This is a genomic window from Microbulbifer maximicatervae (SeqCode), from assembly GCF_052467815.1.
Map to the genome: position 1 here is coordinate 2,889,162 of NZ_CP174326.1, position 20,486 is coordinate 2,909,647.

Here is a 20,486-nt window from a genome sequence, read left to right on the forward strand (position 1 = left end):
TTATTCGGAGGCTCCTCAAGTGACTGGCGCTGTTGCACAAATCATGGACAAGAAAAGAATATGGATCGCTTGAGACAAGAAGGTCTGGGGATGACTTCCCAGCGAACCCGTAATCGCTTGATCCAGCGATTGCGGGAAGAGGGGATATCCAACGAGGAGGTGCTGGATGTAATGGCGTCCACTCCTCGACACCTCTTTCTGGATGAAGCCCTGGCTATTCGGGCTTATGAAGATACTGCTTTGCCCATAGGGTATGGCCAAACTATTTCCCAGCCATACATTGTCGCCCGTATGACTGAACTCCTACTGAGTAGAGCCAAGTCTCTACACCGAGTTCTGGAAGTGGGTACGGGCTCTGGCTACCAAACGGCCATTCTTGCTCGCTTGGTCGAACAACTTTATTCCGTCGAGCGTGTCGAACCTCTATTGGAAACCGCTCGCCATCGGTTGGGGGAGCTGGGTTATAGCAATGTAGAGTATAAGCTCAGCAGTGGGGGCTTTGGTTGGAAAGAAGAGGGTCCTTACGATGCTATCCTGGCTGCAGCAGCACCTGCAATGATTCCTGATGAGCTGCGAGAACAGCTGGCTCCCAATGGAGTTTTAGTAATTCCGGTGGGGGCTGAGCAGCAATACCTGACGATGGTGACTCGTCGTGAGGATAGTAATAAGTTTGATGTGGAAAAGTTGGAAGCGGTACGTTTCGTGCCTTTACTCGGTGGCGTGGTTCGATGAGATTTACTGAGGTTCTAAAAAGTCGCTACCCCGGAGTACTTCTGCGGGGAATGGCAATGGGGGCTGCCGATGTGGTGCCCGGTGTTTCCGGGGGAACTATTGCCTTTATTACCGGCATCTACCAGGAGCTTTTGGACTCCCTCAGTCGAATAGGCCCGCATTGTATTACAGTGTGGCGGAAGGAGGGGTTTCTATCCACTTGGCGCTATATTAATGGGAGCTTTCTTCTCTCTCTTTTCCTTGGGGTATTGTTGAGCGTTTTTAGCTTGGCCCACCTGATTAGTGGCTTACTGCAAAATTATCCAATTGTTGTGTGGTCTTTCTTTTTCGGTTTGGTTCTCGCCTCAATTGTTCCCATCGTGAGAAATATCCCCCGGTGGTCGCCATCTGTTTTGGTTTTTCTCGCACTGGGTATTGCGCTTGCAGTAACAGTGAGCGAGATGCGGCCTTCGGAGATACCGGCAACTCCACTTACACTGTTTTTATCAGGTGCTTTGGCGATATGTGCGATGGCACTGCCGGGAATTTCCGGCGCTTTCCTGCTGTTATTAATTGGGATATACCCCAAGGTTTTAGCTGCAGTTCATGAACTCCAAATTTTAAACCTATTGTGCTTTGCGGCAGGGGCGGCAATAGGGCTGATGCTCTTCAGCCGCTTGTTGTCTTGGCTGATGCACAAATATGTAGCCAGGACATTGGCATTTCTTGCCGGGGTTTTGTTGGGTAGTTTGAAGATTATTTGGCCCTGGAAACTGCCAATGTCCGGGGAAATCGAAGCATCAAGCAAATTGGCCCCTTTGCTATCCAACACTTCTCCGCTAACTTATGTCGAGCAAACCGGCGACAGTGCTCATTTGGGGGGCGCAATTGTTGCGGCTCTAGTGGCAGCGCTCTTAGTTCTCGCTGTAGACTTCTTTGGCAAGGTGCACAGAGAGAAGTCTTGCGCCACTCCGCAATAAGATCTGGAAAATCTCGGTATGGCAGCGTTTTATCAAACTTTTCCAGAGATTTTTGGAGCTTTTCTTTAGACACTTTTTCCATAAATGCCGTGGTCTGATGTAAAAAGAGAATAATGGAATGTCATCTTTTGCAACCTCTTGAGCGCCGATGTTGGCGGAACAAACTCCCTAAAATCGGTCATTGTTTGTGGGGGGTGTTTAAAATATTAGGCTTGCTGGTTCTACTGCAGGCCGTTTCCTCCTGTTCCAGCCATAAGGCTCCCTCAAGCTCCCTACGCCAGCCCCCGAGTATCAAAATTACCCACCACACGGTTGGTAAAGGGGATACCCTCTATTCGATAGCCTGGCGTTACGGCAAGGATTTTCGCCAATTGGCGGCGATAAATGGTATCCGCTCCCCTTATCAAATATATCCTGGGCAGAGAATAAGGCTGGCGGGCTCAGTGCCAACCAAGAGCACCGCTAGTACGCAAAAGAAGCAAAAAGCGCCAGTCGCAAAAGCTAAACCTAAAACAACACAAACGACCACTGCTAAAAAATCTTTAACATCAAGCCCAAAGCGCCAATCAACAGCATCTCGCCGGAGCGGATCGGTCAACTGGCGCTGGCCCGCCAAGGGGAAAGTGATTAGTCACTTCCGCTCTGGGGACCCATTGCGTAAGGGAGTTGATATCGCGGGTGAAAAGGGTGAGTCTGTACTGGCAGCGGCTGATGGCACCGTGATCTACGCAGGAAGCGCCTTGAGAGGTTATGGAAAGCTGCTGATCGTCAAGCACAACGAGGTTTACCTCAGTGCCTATGCACACAATCACCGGTTGCTCGTAAAGGAGGGCAGCAGGGTAAAGGCGGGGCAAAGGATAGCGGAACTGGGTTCGAGTGGTACCGACCGCAACAAGCTCCACTTTGAGATTCGCAAAAACGGTCAGCCAGTAGACCCTCTTGCCTACTTACCGTAAGTTCACGGCCGCAGTAAAGCTCTGCAAATAAAAATGGACTTTTAACTAGTACCACTTGAGGTAGTCACTGTAATCGTGGCCATCCCAGGGTCAGCCGATTCAGTGGCTGTCGCCACATACCTGCGGCATTGATAGTTGTGTTATCAATGTCCGAGTGTGTTGTGCGGCTGAAATTGGCAAAGTACAAGGAGCAGGGGAAATGGAAGCACAACGGCAAGACCAGTCTTTGGCTGGCCAGGCAGAAGACTTTCCTCCTGAGTTAGACGTTGAAAATGATGAGCAGAAATTAGGTTCAACTGAAGCAGGTGTTAGTCGCACGCGGAAATCTGCGGCTAAAAAGAGTTCCGCACCCTCCCAGGCAGAGAAAAGTAGAGTTTGTAGATTGGATGGCGATGGCCATTTGCAGAAAAATCTCGACGCTACTCAACTCTATCTCAATGAAATTGGATTCTCCCCCTTATTGACCGCAGAAGAAGAGGTGTATTACGCGCGCAAGGCTTTGCGTGGAGATGCTGCGGCAAGAAAACGAATGATCGAGAGCAATCTTCGCCTTGTTGTAAAGATTGCTCGCCGCTACGTTAGCCGAGGTTTGGCACTGCTGGACCTTATTGAGGAAGGCAATCTGGGCCTGATTCGAGCAGTTGAGAAGTTTGATCCAGAGAGAGGTTTTCGCTTTTCCACTTACGCCACCTGGTGGATACGTCAGACGATAGAACGGGCCATAATGAATCAGACCCGGACCATACGCCTGCCCATCCATGTCGTGAAAGAGTTAAACGTGTACTTGCGTGCATCTCGAGAGTTGGCGCAAAAGCTGGATCACGAGCCATCCGCAGAAGAAATTGCCACCCTCCTTGAGAAGCCAGTCGAAGATGTCGAGCGTATGCTGGGGCTCAATGAGCGGGTTACTTCTGTAGATACTCCCATTGGGCCCTCTTCTGAGAAGACCTTGGTAGATACCATCCCCGATCAGCAGGAATCTGACCCAGCAGAGCTTTTACAGGACAGGGACCTTTTTGACAGCATCAACCGCTGGTTGGGAGAGTTACCTGACAAGCAGTGTGAAGTGGTCTCTAGGCGGTTTGGTTTGCGCGGTTTTGAAGCGAGCACCCTGGAAGAAGTAGGGCGTGAAATCGGTCTCACCAGGGAGCGGGTCAGGCAGATACAGGTGGATGCACTGAAACGTTTAAGAGAGGTTATGGAGAAGCAGGGGCTCGACGGGCATTCATTATTTGGTAATTTGTAGCCTCTTCTCCTTTATAAAACCCCACCGCCGATTTCTGGCTGTGGGGTTTTTTATCGCGTCTACATGCTGAGCGGAAGTCTTCGGGCTACGAGTTACTTCCTGACCCAGCGTCCCAGGTTGTCCTGGTAGTATTCTCCAGGTGATAAGCGTGCTTCCAACTTTTCAGCGGCGCGTGTTGCCACCTGGGCTATATCAATTTTATTGCGTTCAGCGATTCGAGCGTAAGCAGCTTTTCGCTTGGCATTCACTTCTTTGACCAGTTTTTCCAGTTCTGGTGAGCTGGCATCTACTATAGCGATGTATCCGCTATTGGCTTCACCAACCAGGCCCTTACTTTTGGCTTCATTTAGGGAAATTGCCATTGCAGGCAGGGCGATTAATAAGCTCAGTGCCAAAAAGGCTTTCATTAATGTCTTCATATTTGCCTCCTTAGAAAATCCCTTCCTTGTCTTCAAACAGGTTGTCCAGGTCCTTGTCGACCTTGACCCGAATTTCATGCTCAATTTTCACATTCAGGTTTACTGTAATTGGCTCACTGGGAGCCTTTACCGCTACAGTAGGTGTACACCCTGTAGCAACCATAGCGTATAGCAGCCCCATAGGAATCAGTCGGCTGGCTTTCATCTGACACTCCTCACAGTACCTCTTTGGTACCCTTTTACTTTTTGTACCTAGCCCGTGTTACCTGCCTGGTTCAGCAGGTGAGTTGGATGCCGGCAGACCCAAGTATTTTATTGAGTCAACCTTAACCGGTAATGAACCAAGCAGGCTTGTACATACCAATAAAGGCTACTTCACTCCTGACCTATTGGTCCAGCTGCTTTTCCAGGGTTTCAGTCAAATCACGACTGGCTTGCAATGAGCGCAACATGTCTGGGATATTGTTTTCAAGGTTCAGGTTGATCACCAGGTCTCGATCAGAATCGATAGCCTCACTTCGACCAACCAGCTTTAGCTGTAGTTGGAGATCTCCGCTGGCTGGATAGTCTATGCTGCCTTCCAGTGTTTGAAACTCATAATCTTCCAGTGCATTGGCTATCAACTTAAGTTGTGGGTTGCTTGCCAGCATCTGCGGAGAAAAGGCTCCGTAGTAGCGCAAGCGTCCGCCTGGAGCTTCACCCTGAAGGTGGCCGGCTTCCACAGTGATACCCTCAGGCCCCGTTACAATGGGGATTTCCAAGTTAATTAGCCCGCTGGCCTCAAAGTTCTCTGAGTCCGTCTCCTGTGCTAAAGCCTCTAGAGAAATACCTTGTGCATGTACAATGCTTTTTCGAGTCTCTTCCGCGAGATTCCAAATAAGGGCTGATGAAGTAACCCTGCCTTGCAAAAAGTCAGCAGAAAAATTATGCAATGTAATATCTTTCTGTTTATCCAGTTGCAGTGATAACTGGACATTTTTCACTGGTAAGCCCGCGTTAATAGATTCTATCGATAGTGGGTATGATGTAGGTGTGATCCAGTGCCCATCTTCGTTTTCTACTTTTAGATCTCCACTGATTCCGGTGGCAAAACTATCTTTATAGGTTGCTGCAATATCGTCCAATGAAACATGGATACTGTCTTTGGACTGGGAGGGCAAAGACACAGAACCACCGGCAGAAAGTCTGCCGGAGACGATATTGAGGGGAAGCCCCTGGATCGTATCGTTTAGAGAGCGATCCGTACTAAAGGTAACTTCAGGAACGGAAAATTCAACTCCACCTGAGGATTTTGATAAGTCGTAAGAGCCGCTTAAATCAATTTTAATTGCACCTGCTTTAATTTGACTATGACTTGTTAGCTTATTGTGTTGCAGGGATAGCTTGCCTTTGGCTGAAGAGTTAACCTTGTACTTTTCCGATGTCTCAATCTCTAAATTGTTACTATTAAATTCACTGTCCAGCGCTGTAGCACCATTTTTGATGGTAACAATACTATCAAGAAAATTGAGGTCTCCAGAAAGGGAAAATTGCTCGGTGTTGAGAATTCCAAACTGACTACTTATTTCTGGGAGAGTACAGATTGTAGGTTCTGTTATTTCGCAGTGTACTGTTGGTATATCTAAGTTTACCCTGTCAGCCGCCAATGTTTTGGTTGCTATTTTTTCTCCAGATACTTTAATGCTCTCTAGCGTGAATTTTTGACCTTTAAGATTGCTTTCAATCTTTGCCTTGGCAGTTGAACTCAAATTGGTAACTGCTAATTCTCTGGATCGCTCATAAAGTTGGGGTACTTTTGTCTTTAGGTCAAAGTTACAGACACTGATGTCAGAGAAGTGACATAGTATGTCGCTAGCGGTTAACTGTGTTGTTGAGTCCCCATTGGAGCCTTGTATTGTTGCGGTTAGAGATCCTTGTTCGACCTTAATATCTCTTTTGTTGGGATTGGTCAGGTCACCTGTAATGGAGATAAGATCTTTAATGCTTGCCTGAATCTTGCTCTGATGTAATCCGGTAGTAATTAAAGGCGAGTTTTTTCCTGATGTGGGAGCTGAAATATCCAATTGAATAGTTTGGTTTGGCATCAATTCTAATTGAAAGCTATTTACTTCTGGAGAGCTAATATTGTTAAGCGAACTTAGTTGAAGTTTACCCTTAAATGCCACATCTCCATTAACACTATCTATAGGTAGTGCTGGCAAGTGTCTGAGATATAGCGGGGAATTAACTATAGTATTTGCACCTGTCAGATGAAAAGTGCCTTCGATATCTAATTCGGGAGATGTCGCCGATGTGCTCGAGCTAAAGTCCGCACTTAATAGCGGGGTATTGGTGTTTTTATCAGTACCTAAAGCTATATCAAACTCGCCACTCCCCTTGATATGTCGAGGTTTAAATGGAAATAGTGATTCAAGTGTTATTTTTATTGGATTGCTTATAGATAATTGGGCTTCTATATTGGAGTTTAGTTGAGCGTATGGAATTGTGGCCTTTAGATCAGTGCCATTAAGTTGAATGTCAATTTCTCGGTAGCTTGAAATGGATAGCAGATTGTCTGGCAAGCTAATCGCGGTGGTAGCTATAATTTTGCCTGATACTGTCGGCTTAGTTGTGGAGCTAGCTTTAGGTTCAAATATCTCTATCAGTGGGGCTGTAGATTCCAGATCTGATACAAGTTTACTGTTTAAAACCCATGTGTCAGTTTCTAGTTTAGTAATAGTTATATCAGCTTCAGATAGAATCTTTGAGTTGTTAGTTAGTATTCTGGGTTTTAGTTTGATTTCTGATAAACCTAAAAAAGCCTCAAAATATAAATTAAGCTCGCCAAACTGGGGGTGTTTAAGGGGAGTTTCGGCATGAATTTTTATGTTGTCGCGAGCTATATTTAGTGGACCGCCAATCAATAGGCCATCGAGTACTATTTGCTTAACAGATATCTTGCCTGGCAAAAAGCGGGTTAGACTTTGGCTTAGGGCACTTAACGATAATGTATTACTTGTCTTGACATTATTTTCCGGGAGCTGCTCGTCGATATGGGTTTTGGTAACGATATCTTCAGCTTCCATGCTCCTGGTTAGCTTTTCTATTGATAGTTCAATTTTTTGAGTGTTATCTCGGTCATAAATAATATGGAAAGGATAGACAATTTTTACTCCCTCAAGGAGGATAATGCTATTTACACTGGACTTTAGGCGAACTTCCTGGATCGAAACTTCTTTAAAACCCAGTCGCAGTCCTGTCAGCTCCTGAATAACTACCTCTCCTGAGAATATATTGATTAGCTGAGAAGCAACGATATCCTTTTTCCACCAGCTAGCTGCTATGAGCGCAGCTAAAAAACAAGATAGGGTTATGATGGAGACACGGAGTTTACGCACACTGAACCTCGGAATTCCCGCAAGAGATTAGCTCAAACTTAAGTCTATTATTCGTTACAAAAGGGCGGAGTAGGAATGCTATCATCCCTTACTTCTACCTTATGGCTATGGCGAGTTTACCAGATTGGATAATTATACTGGCTGCAATTTCTCGCCATGTTGATGAGTATCTACTGTGCTGTGGGGTGGGGCAGACAATAAGTGCTTTATATGGATAGATAATCGACCACCAATTAATAGTTTTTATCTATCTAAATGACCGCAATGATAGCTTTTAGTTTCTCCGCCACTATTACTGCCACGTCTGTGGAGGCAGACGTGCCAAGAGTGCCGGTGGGCAAGGCTGCAGGGGCAAGTATTAATCTAACTTATCTATGCGTGGCACCAATCGCGCTGGGAAGCTATAGTCCGGTTTTTAACTTGGGTGATAAATAGTATTAGCCCGGGTAACGATATTGTTGGTCCAATTAATCGAATTCATACTGCCCCGGAAGGGCATAGAATGACTGAAGGTGTTTCAATAATGAAAGATAGCCAGCCAAAGACCATTTACCTGAAAGACTATCAAGTACCAGATTACCTGGTGGATACTACTGATTTAAATTTTGAGCTGGAACCCAAGGCAACTTTGGTCAAATCTCGTTTGAATATTCGCAGAAATCCGCAAGCGGGCGCAGGGCTGCCGCCTTTAGTGCTGGATGGTGTCGAGCTGGAATTACTTTCGGTTTCTTTGGATGGAGTTTTGTTATCTACATCTGATTATCAGGTTCTACCTGAGGGCCTGTCTATCCCTGTAGAGAAACCAGAATTTCTGCTGGAAATCCGCAATCGGATAAATCCGGAGGAAAACACATCTTTAGAGGGATTATATCTCTCTAATGGTATGTATTGCACTCAATGTGAAGCTGAAGGATTTAGAAAAATTACTTTCTATCCTGACCGGCCGGATGTTATGTCCAAATTTACCACCACCATCGTCGCGCCGATGGACCACCCGGTACTACTTTCCAACGGTAATGAAATTGAGAAAGGTAGATATGAAGATGGTCGTCAGTTTGTAACTTGGGAAGATCCATTTGCCAAGCCGGCTTACTTATTTGCGTTGGTAGCCGGGGATTTGGAGCATGTGGAAGATAGCTTCACAACAGCCTCTGGTAGAAAGGTTAAGTTGCAGATCTTTACGGAAGCGAAAAATATTGGGAAGTGTGATCATGCTATGCGATCCCTTAAAAATGCGATGCGTTGGGATGAGGAAACTTACGGAAGGGAATATGACCTAGATATCTTTATGGTTGTTGCTGTTGATCATTTCAATATGGGGGCTATGGAAAACAAAGGATTGAATATTTTCAATTCGGCCTGCGTGCTCGCTAGCCCAGAAACAGCGACGGACTCAGCTTTTCAGCGGATCGAGTCTATTGTAGGGCATGAGTACTTTCACAATTGGTCCGGTAATCGGGTCACCTGCCGGGATTGGTTTCAGTTGAGTCTGAAAGAAGGTTTTACCGTATTCCGTGATGCAGAGTTCTCCGCTGACCTTAATTCTCGAGCGGTTAAGCGTATTGAAGATGTATCCCTTTTGCGTACTACCCAGTTTGCTGAAGATGCCGGCCCTATGGCCCATCCTATCAGGCCAGATTCTTATATAGAAATTTCAAATTTTTACACTCTGACAATTTATGAAAAGGGTGCGGAAGTTGTACGGATGATTCATACCCTCTTAGGTGCAGAAGGATTCCGCAAAGGAAGTGACTTGTACTTTCAGAGGCATGATGGCTGCGCGGTAACCTGTGAAGATTTCGTCAAGGCGATGGAAGATGCAAACAAGGTTGAACTGAAGCAATTCCGTTACTGGTACAGCCAAGCAGGCACGCCGATACTTGATGTGACAGATAGCTTTAATGAAACTGATGGTGCTTATAGGCTAACTATTCGCCAGACTTGCCCTTCATCGCCAGGTCAGGAAGAGAAGTTACCTTTCCACTTACCAATAAGAATTGGATTGCTGGGGGCTGATGGTGCAGAGCTTGTACTCAACGAGCAGGGTGATACTGAAACTGTTTTACAGTTAAAAGAAGATGAGCAGTTTTTTGAGTTTTCCGGGCTTGCGGAGAAGCCTTTACCCTCATTGTTGCGGGGCTTCTCTGCTCCAGTAAAAATAAGGTATAACTATAGTAATGAGCAGCTTCAATTTTTAATGAGGAAGGATAAGGACACGTTTAACCGCTGGGATGCAAGTCAGCGCCTAGCATTAAATGCTTTGTGTGAGCTTCAGGTGGCTTTTCGTAAAGGTGAGGAACTACAGGTACAACCAAGTTTAATCAGTGCTTATAAAGAGGTTTTGCAGGATGTTGATCTCGATCTAGCGCTGGTTGCAGAGATCTTGCAGTTGCCTAGTGAGCAGTTTATCGCTGAAGAGTCATCATCTATTGATGCGGAAGCAATAATTGTTGCGAGGGAATTTGTAAGGAAGGTAATTGCAGGTGAATTATTTGATGAATTTCGCACGCGCTATCTAGAATTGAATACGACTAAGCCCTATAGCCCGAATGCGTTAGATATTGCGCAAAGACGACTTAAAAATACCTGTTTATCCTATATGTGCATAACAGAAACTGAGGAGGCGTTAAATATAGCCCAGGTTCAGTTTGAGAGCGCTAGTAATATGACAGATAGTGCGGCGGCTCTCGCTGTTATTATTAATCATGCACCGGAAGACCGAGCCAGGGGGTTGATTGAGCAATTTTATGAGCGCTGGAAAACCGATACTCAAGTCGTAGAACTATGGCTGAGTCAGCAGAGTTGTAGTCCGAAGCGCGGCACATTGGAAAATATTCGTGCACTTATGGATCACCCTGCTTTTGAAATGAAAAACCCCAATAAAGTAAGGTCTGTAATAGGTGGTTTTGCTAATCGTAATTTTAAGCAATTCCATAAGAGCGATGGTAGCGGATTTGAGTTTGTTGCCGATCAGGTTCTGGCCTTGGACAAGCTAAATCCACAAATTTCAGCAAGGCTGGTTATACCGATCACACGTTGGAAAAAATACTCTGGTAGCCTGGGTGAGAAGATGAAAGTAGCCCTGCAAAGGGTTGCTGATTCGGGAGACCTATCTAAGGATTTGTTTGAGGTAGTCAGCAAAAGCTTGATTTAAAATAAATACCCGCTTGGGGTATGCTGGACATACCCCATTTTCTTATAGAATTTTGTTATCTTTTTCTTCGCCTAGCTGGACTAAATGTAGCTTGTTTCCATCATTTTTTAGCTCAGTGATTGAAGTGTAATCGGGCCTAAACTGTTGTACTTTTTGGTGGTTTCGGATATGTGCAACAACGGAATTGATGACCATAAAATGGCAGAAGATATAGGTGTCCTCTGAAAGACTTTCCAAATACCTGATTATCCCATCGCGCCAATATTTTTGTTCTCTGTCGCATGGGTCCCACTCTCCAGTAAGTAATGTTCGTAACCAGGTTAGGCGTTGAGATTTGGGTATTTCTTCTGGTGTAGGTATTTCCGTCACTGCATTTTCAATTACAACCTCTATATCCCAAACTTCGGCCAAGGGCTTTGCTGTTTGCTGTGCACGGAGTTTGGGGCTGCTTATTAATTGAACTTTCTCGAGAGAGGAAAGTTTTAGGGCTAGCTCTTCTGCCTGCTTGTAACCTTCGTCTGTGAGTATTGGATCGGGGATGTGCTCCCCTTTCGCTGCTTCTCCATGCCTGATTAAAAAAATTCTTGCCATCTATGCCAACCTAAAGATAACCTAAAGATAACCATTCAAACTATCGTCGGGTATATGTTGCCATAAACTGAGAAGTTCTGGTGAGTTAAACGCCCTGGCTGAGGGATGATTGCCAAATCGCTTACTGTGTTTTCCTGAAAACTCTGGCCAATCATTGCCGGGTTTTCCTGTTTCAGCAAAATTCAGCCAAGCTTGTTGCATTGAGGCACTTAATAAATGGGGGTTTTCTTCAGCACCATATAGTGTTTTCAAGGACTGATCGCTATGGGTTCCAAATACATAGCCAAGCTCAACGGCGTGACAGGCCCCTAGTAAAGGCTGTGCAGCGAGAGGTTGTGCAAAGTGATAGTGATAGTTTTCCCCCTGATGACTTTGTAGGTGTCTCAGCCCAGGCAAGGTGAATACCATATCAGTGAGCAAAAGGTTCCAGGCTCGACTCCACTCTGGCCAGGGATTGTCTGTCATTTTTTTTGCTAGTTGATAGTAATGTCTGAGTAGGGGCTTTAACTCGGACTCTGGGATAAGCCATTCGAGATGAGTGCATATTTGCCGGTAGTCCATGTTAAAGCTTTCAGGGTTTATCGCGCTGAAGAGATTCCATTCCTCCAAATTGTTCCCTAACAAAAGGGATGTTTGGTGTGTCGGGGAGAGTTTTTTTCCAGGGGAAAAAAGGTCTCTGTCTGCGACAGGTTTAAATGGCAGTTGCCCCCATTTTGCTGTCATAGACGTGTCAGAGAGTATTGCTTTTTGGGTTTGCAGCAGAAGTTTGGTTGGACAATTTTTTAGTGAGATGCCACCAGAGATTTTCTCAAATTTATGAATGAAAGTCTTACCAACATGGTTAGCGCTTTGCTGGGAGTGAGAGGCTCTTGGGTGCCCACTTTGGACAATAGCACGCCGTATAAGACCTTTACATTGTGGAGTTTCAAGTAAGGAGGCAATACTCATTGCCCCGGCTGATTCGCCAAAAAGAGTGATATTTTTTGGATCTCCGCCAAATGCTGAGATATTTTTCCGAACCCATTGTAGGGCGGCTATTTGATCTAAAAGCCCTTCATTGCCGGTTGATGGTATATCACTAATATCCTTTAGACGCAGAAATCCCAGTGCGCCTAATCGGTAGTTTATAGTGACAACAATTGTCCGACCGCTAGCTGCCAAGTATTTACCATTGTAAATTTCTTGGCATCCTGATCCCATGTAAAAAGAGCCGCCATGAACCCAAAACATCACTGGCAGCTTTTTTCCTTGCGACATTGCGGGAGAGAATACATTCAAATAGAGGCATTCCTCTCTTTCAGGAAGATTCCCATTTTGATCTCGAACTTCCATTAAGGTGGATGAGTTTTGCGCAGCTGGTGATCCAAAACTATGTGCTTGGAAAGGGTTTTTCCAGCGGTCCAACTCTTGCGGCGGTAACCAACGTAAATTTCCCACAGGAGGGAGGGCGTAGGGGATACCCAAGAATTTATATACGCCAGTTTCCTCATCTGTAGTTCCGATGATTGGCCCGGCAGGCGTATCAACAACAGGTGTAGGTTTTTTGTTTAAGTGCCTGCCAATTTCCGGGTCTGTAGTCATTTGTAACTTCCTAATCTTGCTGAAGTTAGCACGAAAACCGTTTTTCTCCTGCCGCTGCCTAACTCCTCCTTGAAAAGGCTTTGAATTACGTCCATACAAAAGTAGTGCGCGTAAAAACGTACTGGCGTAATTGTTTTTATGGAGGGAAATTAGCAAGGCGATGTATTAGTGAATCTAGTCACGGATGGGCTCAAAGTGGGGTATTTTCCGTCTTTAAGCTCAGGCCATGAACTGTGTATTTAGGAAGTTGCACCGTTTGAAGTTGGTGAGAGCATGATTGCGAAAATCTTTGACAAATCCACGGGCTCTATCGATGAGCGATCACTGGAGGGGCTATCATTGTCCTCTCCTGGTCTAGTCGAAATGCCCGCAGATCCAGAGGATATTGCGTCTTTTGAAAAAGACGGAGTAGACCTTGTAATTGTTTTAAAGTCTGGTCAGGTCATTATCATTTCAGGGTTCTACCTGTTGGATGAAGATGGCGACCATAGTGAGCTGGTGCTAACCGGGGCAGAAGAGCCCCTTATGTTAGCTTCTAATGGAGATTTAATTTCTGCCTTTGCGGCGGCTGGTGGTGCATCGTATCCTGCACCAGCTCCAGCTAACCCTGGTTTCTCTTGGTGGATTCCTGCATTAATTGCCCTTGGAGTTGTTGTTATTGCTATTGCGGCTAATGATGACGATGACAATGATGGCGATCGCTTCTTTATCCCCGATTCTGATGCAGATGCCGACTCTGACAGCGACTCGGACAGCGACTCGGACAGCGACTCGGACAGCGACTCGGACAGCGACTCGGACAGCGACTCGGATTCTGACTCTGACAGTGACTCGGATTCTGACTCTGACAGTGACTCGGATTCTGACTCTGACAGTGACTCGGATTCTGACTCTGACAGCGATTCGGATTCTGACTCTGACAGTGATTCGGATTCTGACTCCGACAGTGACTCGGATTCCGACTCTGACAGTGATTCGGATTCTGACTCCGACTCTGACAGCGATTCGGATTCTGACTCTGACAGTGACTCGGATTCTGACTCCGACTCTGACAGTGATTCGGATTCTGACTCCGACTCTGACAGTGATTCGGATTCTGACTCTGACAGTGACTCGGATTCCGACTCTGACAGTGACTCGGATTCTGACTCTGACAGTGATTCGGATTCTGACTCCGACAGTGACTCGGATTCCGACTCTGACAGTGATTCGGATTCTGACTCCGACTCTGACAGCGATTCGGATTCTGACTCTGACAGTGACTCGGATTCTGACTCCGACTCTGACAGTGATTCGGATTCTGACTCCGACTCTGACAGCGATTCGGATTCTGACTCTGACAGTGACTCGGATTCTGACTCCGACTCTGACAGTGATTCGGATTCTGACTCCGACTCTGACAGTGACTCGGATTCCGACTCCGACTCTGACAGTGATTCGGACTCTGACTCCGACTCTGACAGTGATTCGGATTCTGACTCCGACTCCGACTCTGACAGTGACTCGGATTCCGACTCCGACTCTGACAGCGACTCGGATTCCGACTCTGACAGTGATTCGGATTCTGACTCCGACTCCGACTCCGACTCCGACTCTGACAGTGACTCGGATTCTGACTCCGACTCTGACAGCGATTCGGATTCTGACTCTGACAGTGACTCGGATTCTGACTCCGACTCTGACAGCGACTCGGATTCCGACTCTGACAGTGATTCGGATTCTGACTCCGACTCCGACTCCGACTCCGACTCCGACTCTGACAGTGACTCGGATTCTGACTCCGACTCTGACAGTGATTCGGATTCTGACTCCGACTCTGACAGTGATTCGGATTCTGACTCCGACTCTGACAGTGATTCGGATTCTGACTCCGACTCTGACAGTGATTCGGATTCTGACTCCGACTCTGACAGTGACTCGGATTCTGACTCCGACTCTGACAGCGATTCGGATTCTGACTCCGACTCCGACTCCGACTCTGACAGTGACTCGGATTCTGACTCCGACTCTGACAGCGATTCTGACTCTGACAGTGACTCGGATTCTGACTCCGACTCTGACAGTGATTCGGATTCTGACTCTGACAGTGACTCGGATTCTGACTCCGACTCTGACAGCGACTCGGATTCCGACTCTGACAGTGATTCGGATTCTGACTCCGACTCCGACTCTGACAGTGACTCGGATTCTGACTCCGACTCTGACAGTGATTCGGATTCTGACTCCGACTCTGACAGTGATTCGGATTCTGACTCCGACTCTGACAGTGACTCGGATTCTGACTCCGACTCTGACAGTGACTCGGATTCTGACTCCGACTCTGACAGCGATTCGGATTCTGACTCTGACAGTGACTCGGATTCTGACTCCGACTCTGACAGTGATTCGGATTCTGACTCCGACTCTGACAGCGATTCGGATTCTGACTCTGACAGTGACTCGGATTCTGACTCCGACTCCGACAGTGATTCGGATTCTGACTCCGACTCTGACAGTGATTCGGATTCTGACTCTGACAGTGACTCGGATTCTGACTCTGACAGTGATTCAGATTCTGACTCTGACAGTGACTCGGATTCTGACTCCGACTCTGACAGCGATTCGGATTCTGACTCTGACAGCGACTCCGATGCAGATGTTGATATTGACATAAATATCGATATTGACATCGATATTGATATCGACATCGGTACCATCATCATCAATATTGGAACTGGTTCCAATGACGCTGATGCTCTGGATTACGGGCTCTCTTCTACGCCAGAGACTGGAGTAGAAATGGTGGATGATGATTCTGGTACGGAGATGGATTCGCTATCTATCCCAGATTCTGACTCTGACAGTGATTCGGATTCTGACAGTGATTCGGATTCTGACAGTGACTCGGATTCTGACAGTGATTCCGATTCTGACAGTGACTCGGATTCCGACTCCGACTCTGATAGTGATTCGGACTCTGACAGCGATTCGGATTCTGACAGTGACTCGGATTCTGACTCCGACTCTGACAGTGATTCGGACTCTGACAGTGACTCGGATTCCGACTCCGACAGTGATTCGGACTCCGATGCAGATGTTGATATTGATATAAATATCGATATTGATATCGACATCGATATCAACATTGACACCATCATCATCAACATTGGAGCGGATTCTAATGAATCTGATGCTCTGGATTATGGGCCGACCTCTGCGCCTGAGACTGGAGCAGATATGTTGGGCGATGATTCGGACGCTGATGCTGATTCGGACGCTGATGCTGATGCTGATGCTGATTCGGACGCTGACGCTGACGCTGATTCGGACTCTGATGCCGATGCTGACTCCAGCATTGACATAGATATCAATATCGACATTGACATCTCAATTGATATCGATATTGACACTATCATCATCAATATTGGAACAGATGGTGGCGTCGGATACGAAGGTATCCTGGATATTGGTGCCGCTGCAGAGACGGATATCGATATGCTGGATAGCGGTTCCGACTTGAGTCTTGATGACCTATTAGAATCTGCGAGCAGTGATGCTCAAATATTCGATCCTGTTGGAGATGAGGTCGGCATAGATGCCAGCCAAATTCCTAGTGAGGCAATAGGTGATATTGAGGCGCTGGCGGCAACTGATAATGCAGTAGCGTTTGATGATCCTGTCGGAGATATGTGGCAACAAAATGGCTTGAGTGACACTTAGATCTGAAAGCTAAACATTAACTTAATTACCGGGCCGTAAGGCCCGGTTTTTTTTGGCTAGACTTTTGTAGCCACTCTTCAAACCGAGTCGTTAAAAGAGTGTTTTACCTCCCAGTAATTACTGATAAGTGAATATAGTGGAAGTGTTTAAACAACTATGGAAAATACCATTTGCAGTTTTTTTGGTATTTTGGGCGCTCGTTGTGGACGCCGATATTTTTAGTTCATCTCCCTCTGCTGAAGTAATTAGCCCAAGTAATATGGACATAGAGGCTAATAGCTCATTAAAGAAAATGTCTTTTCGGGAGTATGAGGAAGGAATTAAGCGAATGGAACTCAACATGCTTGAGGTGGTACATCAAGCGGTTGGGTGGCACCCATTGATCGCAGAAGCCATTGGTAATCTCTACCAACAGAGGCAGGGTGTTCGAGCTGCACGGTCTGGCTACTTTCCCCAACTGAGTGCTGGTATTGTAGCGGGGCAGGATTCCGAATATAAAAATGAGGGGGATGGGCATGCGTTCCAAGTGAATATCTCTCAAATGGTTTACGATTTTGGCAAAGTGTCTAGTAATGTTGATTTTGCCAAGGCTGGAGTACAACGATCTCAAGCAGAAGTTCTTCAGTCCATTGATGAGGTTGCAAGGAGGACTGCACGAGCAGCCATTGAAGTGCAGCGTTATCAGTCATTGCTAATAACATCTGATGCGCAAGTGCAAGGCGTATCTGCTATTGCCCAGCTTGTACAAATTCGAAAAGAACGCGGGGTTAGTTCCCGTTCCGATGTTTTACAGGCCCAGTCTAGAGTCGATGCTGCACAAGCATCAAAACAACAAGTAGAGGCTTTGCTGCGTCGATGGCGTAGCACATTGCAAAATCTAACCGGCTTCGAATCTCCATTTCGGGTTGCTATGTATGTTCCTGAGGATGTGGCTCAAGCTTGTGATGTTGTGTCGTTTGATTTGTCGTCAGTGCCTGATGTACTTATTGCTGAGGCATCTCGGGCTGAGGCTGAGGCACAGTTAAAGTCAGCAAAGGCCAATACATGGCCCACACTTACACTCGATGGCAATGTAAATCAGTATTTAGATCAAAACTATGTCGATGCCAATGCGCTTGATGATAATGAAAAAGCTATTTTCTTTAATGTTTCGATGCCTTTATACCAGGGAGGAAAGATATCTGCAGGAAGAGAGGGAGCCAGTTATGCCCTTTCATCGGCCGATGCTGCCAGAGACTCGGCACAGTTATCAGTAACCCAAAAGTATCGTGAAGCACAGGAAGAAGCAGAGGGTTTAATGCGCAGCTTGAGTGCCCTCAGTGCCAGGGAAAGCGCAATAGCTGAAACGAGGGACTTATACAAACAGCAATATGCCACTCTCGGAACACGCACCCTAATTGACTTGTTAAATTCCGAACAAGAGCTTCACCTTGCTCGCCAGGAAAAAAATAATACAATCTTTGATTTGCATCTTCTTAAAATAGATTGTCTTCACAGCCGTGGCGGTTTGCGGGAAGCTTTCAAGCTTGATGGAACTGAAATTCAGGGTGTGGAGGTGTTGCCTTGAGTGAGAGTCAGATAGAAAATTCTGATGGTGGCAAAAGTTCATCTGTTAATTCAGAAAACACTTCTGCTGACTTCGCTCCCTGGTGTGAAGCAATCATTTCCATTGCAAGGCATTATCGAATTGATTGTTCTTCTGAGAGAGTGCGAATAGCTGGAAACTGGGGAGGCTGTACTTCTACTGAAAGTGTTGTTCGGCAGATGGCTCGGCAGGCTGGGCTTAGCGTAAAATTTTGCCCCTTCAGTGAATCTGTAATCAATTCCTGGCGCATGCCGCTGGTCGCTCAGATGGTGGACGGTCAGTTAGTTGTTATAGACTCCGTCGCTAAAGAAAATCAGTTAAGTGTTATCTACTGTGGAGATCAAGGATTAAAGAGCACGGTCCCTCTGGATGAGTTAAGAAATAGTATTCTAAGCTTGGCAGTATTTCGCCCCAGACGGACGGCAACTGACTCTCGTGTAGATGACTATGTCAAGGCTGGAGATCAGCACTGGTTTCGTAGAATTGTCCTTCGGGATTTAAAGCCTTATTTCCATGTAATGATCGCTACAACAATTGCTAATTCTTTAGCTTTGGCTGGAATTGTTTTCTCGAAACAAGTTTATGACAGGGTGATACCTGCCGAGTCTTTTCCAACTCTTTATGTGCTTTTTAGCGGTGTTGTTGTTGCGATAATTTTTGATTTCATTATGCGAACTATGCGGGTTAGGGTAACAGACTTACTGGGAAAGCGGGCTGATATTCGCATGTCGGACTTGGTCTTTGGCCATGCTATTCGAGTTAAAGATCAAGCAAGACCAAAGTCAACCGGTACATTTATATCGCAAATTCGTGATCTTGAACGAATAAGAGAGCTATTTACGTCTTCCACAGTTTTAGCTCTCGCAGATTTACCCTTCTTTATTCTTTTTCTATTTGTTATGTGGTGGGTTGCTGGGAGTTTGGCACTGATACCACTGGTTGCGGTATTTATGTTGATTATTCCGGGACTACTTCTTCAGCCTAAACTCGCGAAGCTATCAAAGGAATCAATTAAAGAAGGGGCGTTGCGTAATGCGATGTTGATTGAGACAGTTCAAGGGCTGGAAGATATAAAAGCCATGCAGGCAGAACAGCGCTTTCAGGGACAGTGGAACCATTTCAATGCTATTACCGCAGAGTCGAGTCTAAAACTTCGTTATATTGTTGGAGTATTGCTGAGCTGGACTCACAATGTGCAGTCGTCAGTTTTTGCTGTAGTTGTATTGTTCGGGGCGCCAATGGTAATGGCCGGTGATATGACAACAGGAGCACTGGTTGCAGCTTCTATTCTTGGGTCACGGATGATGTCGCCAATGGCAAATATCACTCAGGTATTAAGCCGTTGGCAGCAAGCTCGGTTTGCAATGAAGGGAATTGATCAAATTATGCAGCTACCGGTAGATAACCCGGAAGATGAAAAGAAAGTACAGAAGTCTGCTATTCAGGGAAACTACCATTTTAAGCAGGCGGTCTATTACTATGGTGATGAATCATCTGAGCCTGCTTTAGTTATTCCCGAGTTGAAGATTCAACAAGGGGAAAGAGTTGCCATTTTAGGCCGAAATGGCTCAGGCAAGTCAACTTTATTACATGCCTTGTCAGGGTATATTGAGCCAACCCGTGGTCAATTGCGGTTGGATGATGTAAGTCTGACACATATTGATCCTGCAGACGTTAGGCGAGATGTTTCCCTTCTCAGCCAAAAGACAGGCTTATTTCACGGTACTATCTATGAGAACCTGGTCTTAGGTGCTCCTTATGCCAGTGATGAAGAAATTATTTTTGCATTAGAGATGAGCGGTGCTAAGTCCTTTGTCAGTAAGCTTTCGAAAGGTTTAGGCTGTATGATTCAAGAGGGTGGTTATGGACTGTCTGGAGGGCAAAAACAATCCCTGTTGCTTGCTAGGATTCTACTGCGCCAACCGAATGTACTTTTACTAGATGAACCTACCTCTGCATTGGATGAAGCTACTGAGAAGCAATTTATCCAAGCATTATCAGAGTGGAGTGCCGAGAGGACAGTCGTAATTGCAACTCATAGAACCAGCATTCTCAGCTTTGCAGAGCGAATAATTGTATTGGATAGTGGGCGAGTTGCACTTGATGAGCCAAAAGAAAAAGCACTGTCTATTTTGTCCAGACCAAAAGGTGCAAAAAAGGGTGAAAAAGTTTCCTAGATAATAGATT

At 46.0% G+C, this 20,486-nt stretch carries 13 protein-coding genes and 1 pseudogene; 8 read left to right on the forward strand and 6 right to left on the reverse strand.

Features of this window, described 5'->3' with window-relative positions:
• Positions 1-60 precede the first annotated feature (60 nt).
• The 4 genes from ACJJIW_RS12575 to rpoS all read left to right on the forward strand — a co-directional run bounded on the left by ACJJIW_RS12575 (position 61) and on the right by rpoS (position 3,893).
• A complete protein-coding gene (locus tag ACJJIW_RS12575) occupies positions 61-732 on the forward strand; it encodes a protein-L-isoaspartate(D-aspartate) O-methyltransferase (protein ID WP_282931810.1) in 672 nt (223 codons plus the stop codon).
• Positions 729-1,691 carry a DUF368 domain-containing protein gene (locus ACJJIW_RS12580; protein ID WP_282931811.1) on the forward strand — a complete coding sequence of 321 codons (963 nt, stop codon included), beginning with the start codon at positions 729-731 and terminating at the stop codon, positions 1,689-1,691. Before ACJJIW_RS12575 ends, ACJJIW_RS12580 begins: the two co-directional genes overlap by 4 nt.
• 194 nt (positions 1,692-1,885) lie before the next feature.
• The gene (locus ACJJIW_RS12585; RefSeq protein ID WP_444935349.1) at positions 1,886-2,647 is read left to right on the forward strand and encodes a peptidoglycan DD-metalloendopeptidase family protein; all 762 of its coding nucleotides are present in this window, start codon (positions 1,886-1,888) and stop codon (positions 2,645-2,647) included.
• Between the two features lie 199 nt (positions 2,648-2,846).
• Entirely contained in the window at positions 2,847-3,893 is a 1,047-nt protein-coding gene (rpoS, locus tag ACJJIW_RS12590) for an RNA polymerase sigma factor RpoS (protein WP_282931813.1), read from the forward strand.
• Between the two features lie 92 nt (positions 3,894-3,985).
• Here rpoS and ACJJIW_RS12595 read toward each other — a convergent pair whose 3' ends face one another.
• From ACJJIW_RS12595 to ACJJIW_RS12605, 3 genes are all read right to left on the reverse strand, one after another.
• Complete coding sequence (locus tag ACJJIW_RS12595; RefSeq protein WP_282931814.1) at positions 3,986-4,312, reverse strand: YdbL family probable chaperone protein; 327 nt, start codon at positions 4,310-4,312, stop codon at positions 3,986-3,988.
• Between the two features lie 10 nt (positions 4,313-4,322).
• Positions 4,323-4,517, reverse strand: a complete 195-nt coding sequence (locus tag ACJJIW_RS12600; protein ID WP_282931815.1) for a YnbE family lipoprotein — start codon at positions 4,515-4,517, stop codon at positions 4,323-4,325.
• 181 nt (positions 4,518-4,698) lie between these two features.
• Positions 4,699-7,689 (reverse strand): intermembrane phospholipid transport protein YdbH family protein, encoded by a 2,991-nt coding sequence (locus ACJJIW_RS12605; protein WP_444935350.1) that lies wholly within the window; start codon positions 7,687-7,689, stop codon positions 4,699-4,701.
• A 523-nt stretch (positions 7,690-8,212) separates the two neighbouring features.
• Here ACJJIW_RS12605 and pepN point away from each other — a divergent pair.
• Positions 8,213-10,843, forward strand: a complete 2,631-nt coding sequence (gene pepN / locus ACJJIW_RS12610) for an aminopeptidase N (protein WP_444937364.1) — start codon at positions 8,213-8,215, stop codon at positions 10,841-10,843.
• A gap of 42 nt (positions 10,844-10,885) precedes the next feature.
• Here the strand turns inward: pepN and ACJJIW_RS12615 are convergent, their stop codons facing one another.
• Positions 10,886-11,434 carry a histidine phosphatase family protein gene (locus ACJJIW_RS12615; RefSeq protein ID WP_444935351.1) on the reverse strand — a complete coding sequence of 183 codons (549 nt, stop codon included), beginning with the start codon at positions 11,432-11,434 and terminating at the stop codon, positions 10,886-10,888.
• 21 nt (positions 11,435-11,455) lie between these two features.
• Entirely contained in the window at positions 11,456-13,015 is a 1,560-nt protein-coding gene (locus tag ACJJIW_RS12620) for a carboxylesterase/lipase family protein (RefSeq protein ID WP_444935352.1), read from the reverse strand.
• A 273-nt stretch (positions 13,016-13,288) separates the two neighbouring features.
• Here ACJJIW_RS12620 and ACJJIW_RS22360 point away from each other — a divergent pair.
• Positions 13,289-13,552: pseudogene (locus ACJJIW_RS22360) on the forward strand (BapA/Bap/LapF family prefix-like domain-containing protein); the annotation flags it as partial.
• 96 nt (positions 13,553-13,648) lie between these two features.
• Here ACJJIW_RS22360 and ACJJIW_RS22365 read toward each other — a convergent pair.
• Complete coding sequence (locus ACJJIW_RS22365; protein ID WP_507021876.1) at positions 13,649-15,562, reverse strand: DUF2715 domain-containing protein; 1,914 nt, start codon at positions 15,560-15,562, stop codon at positions 13,649-13,651.
• A 1,288-nt stretch (positions 15,563-16,850) separates the two neighbouring features.
• On the opposite strand from ACJJIW_RS22365, the gene ACJJIW_RS12630 reads away from it, so the two are divergent.
• Together ACJJIW_RS12630 and ACJJIW_RS12635 are read left to right on the forward strand one after the other, a co-directional pair.
• Positions 16,851-18,281, forward strand: coding sequence for a TolC family outer membrane protein (locus tag ACJJIW_RS12630; protein ID WP_444935354.1), 1,431 nt, complete (start codon positions 16,851-16,853; stop codon positions 18,279-18,281).
• Positions 18,278-20,476 carry a type I secretion system permease/ATPase gene (locus tag ACJJIW_RS12635; protein WP_444894551.1) on the forward strand — a complete coding sequence of 733 codons (2,199 nt, stop codon included), beginning with the start codon at positions 18,278-18,280 and terminating at the stop codon, positions 20,474-20,476. Before ACJJIW_RS12630 ends, ACJJIW_RS12635 begins: the two co-directional genes overlap by 4 nt.
• Positions 20,477-20,486: the final 10 nt, after the last annotated feature.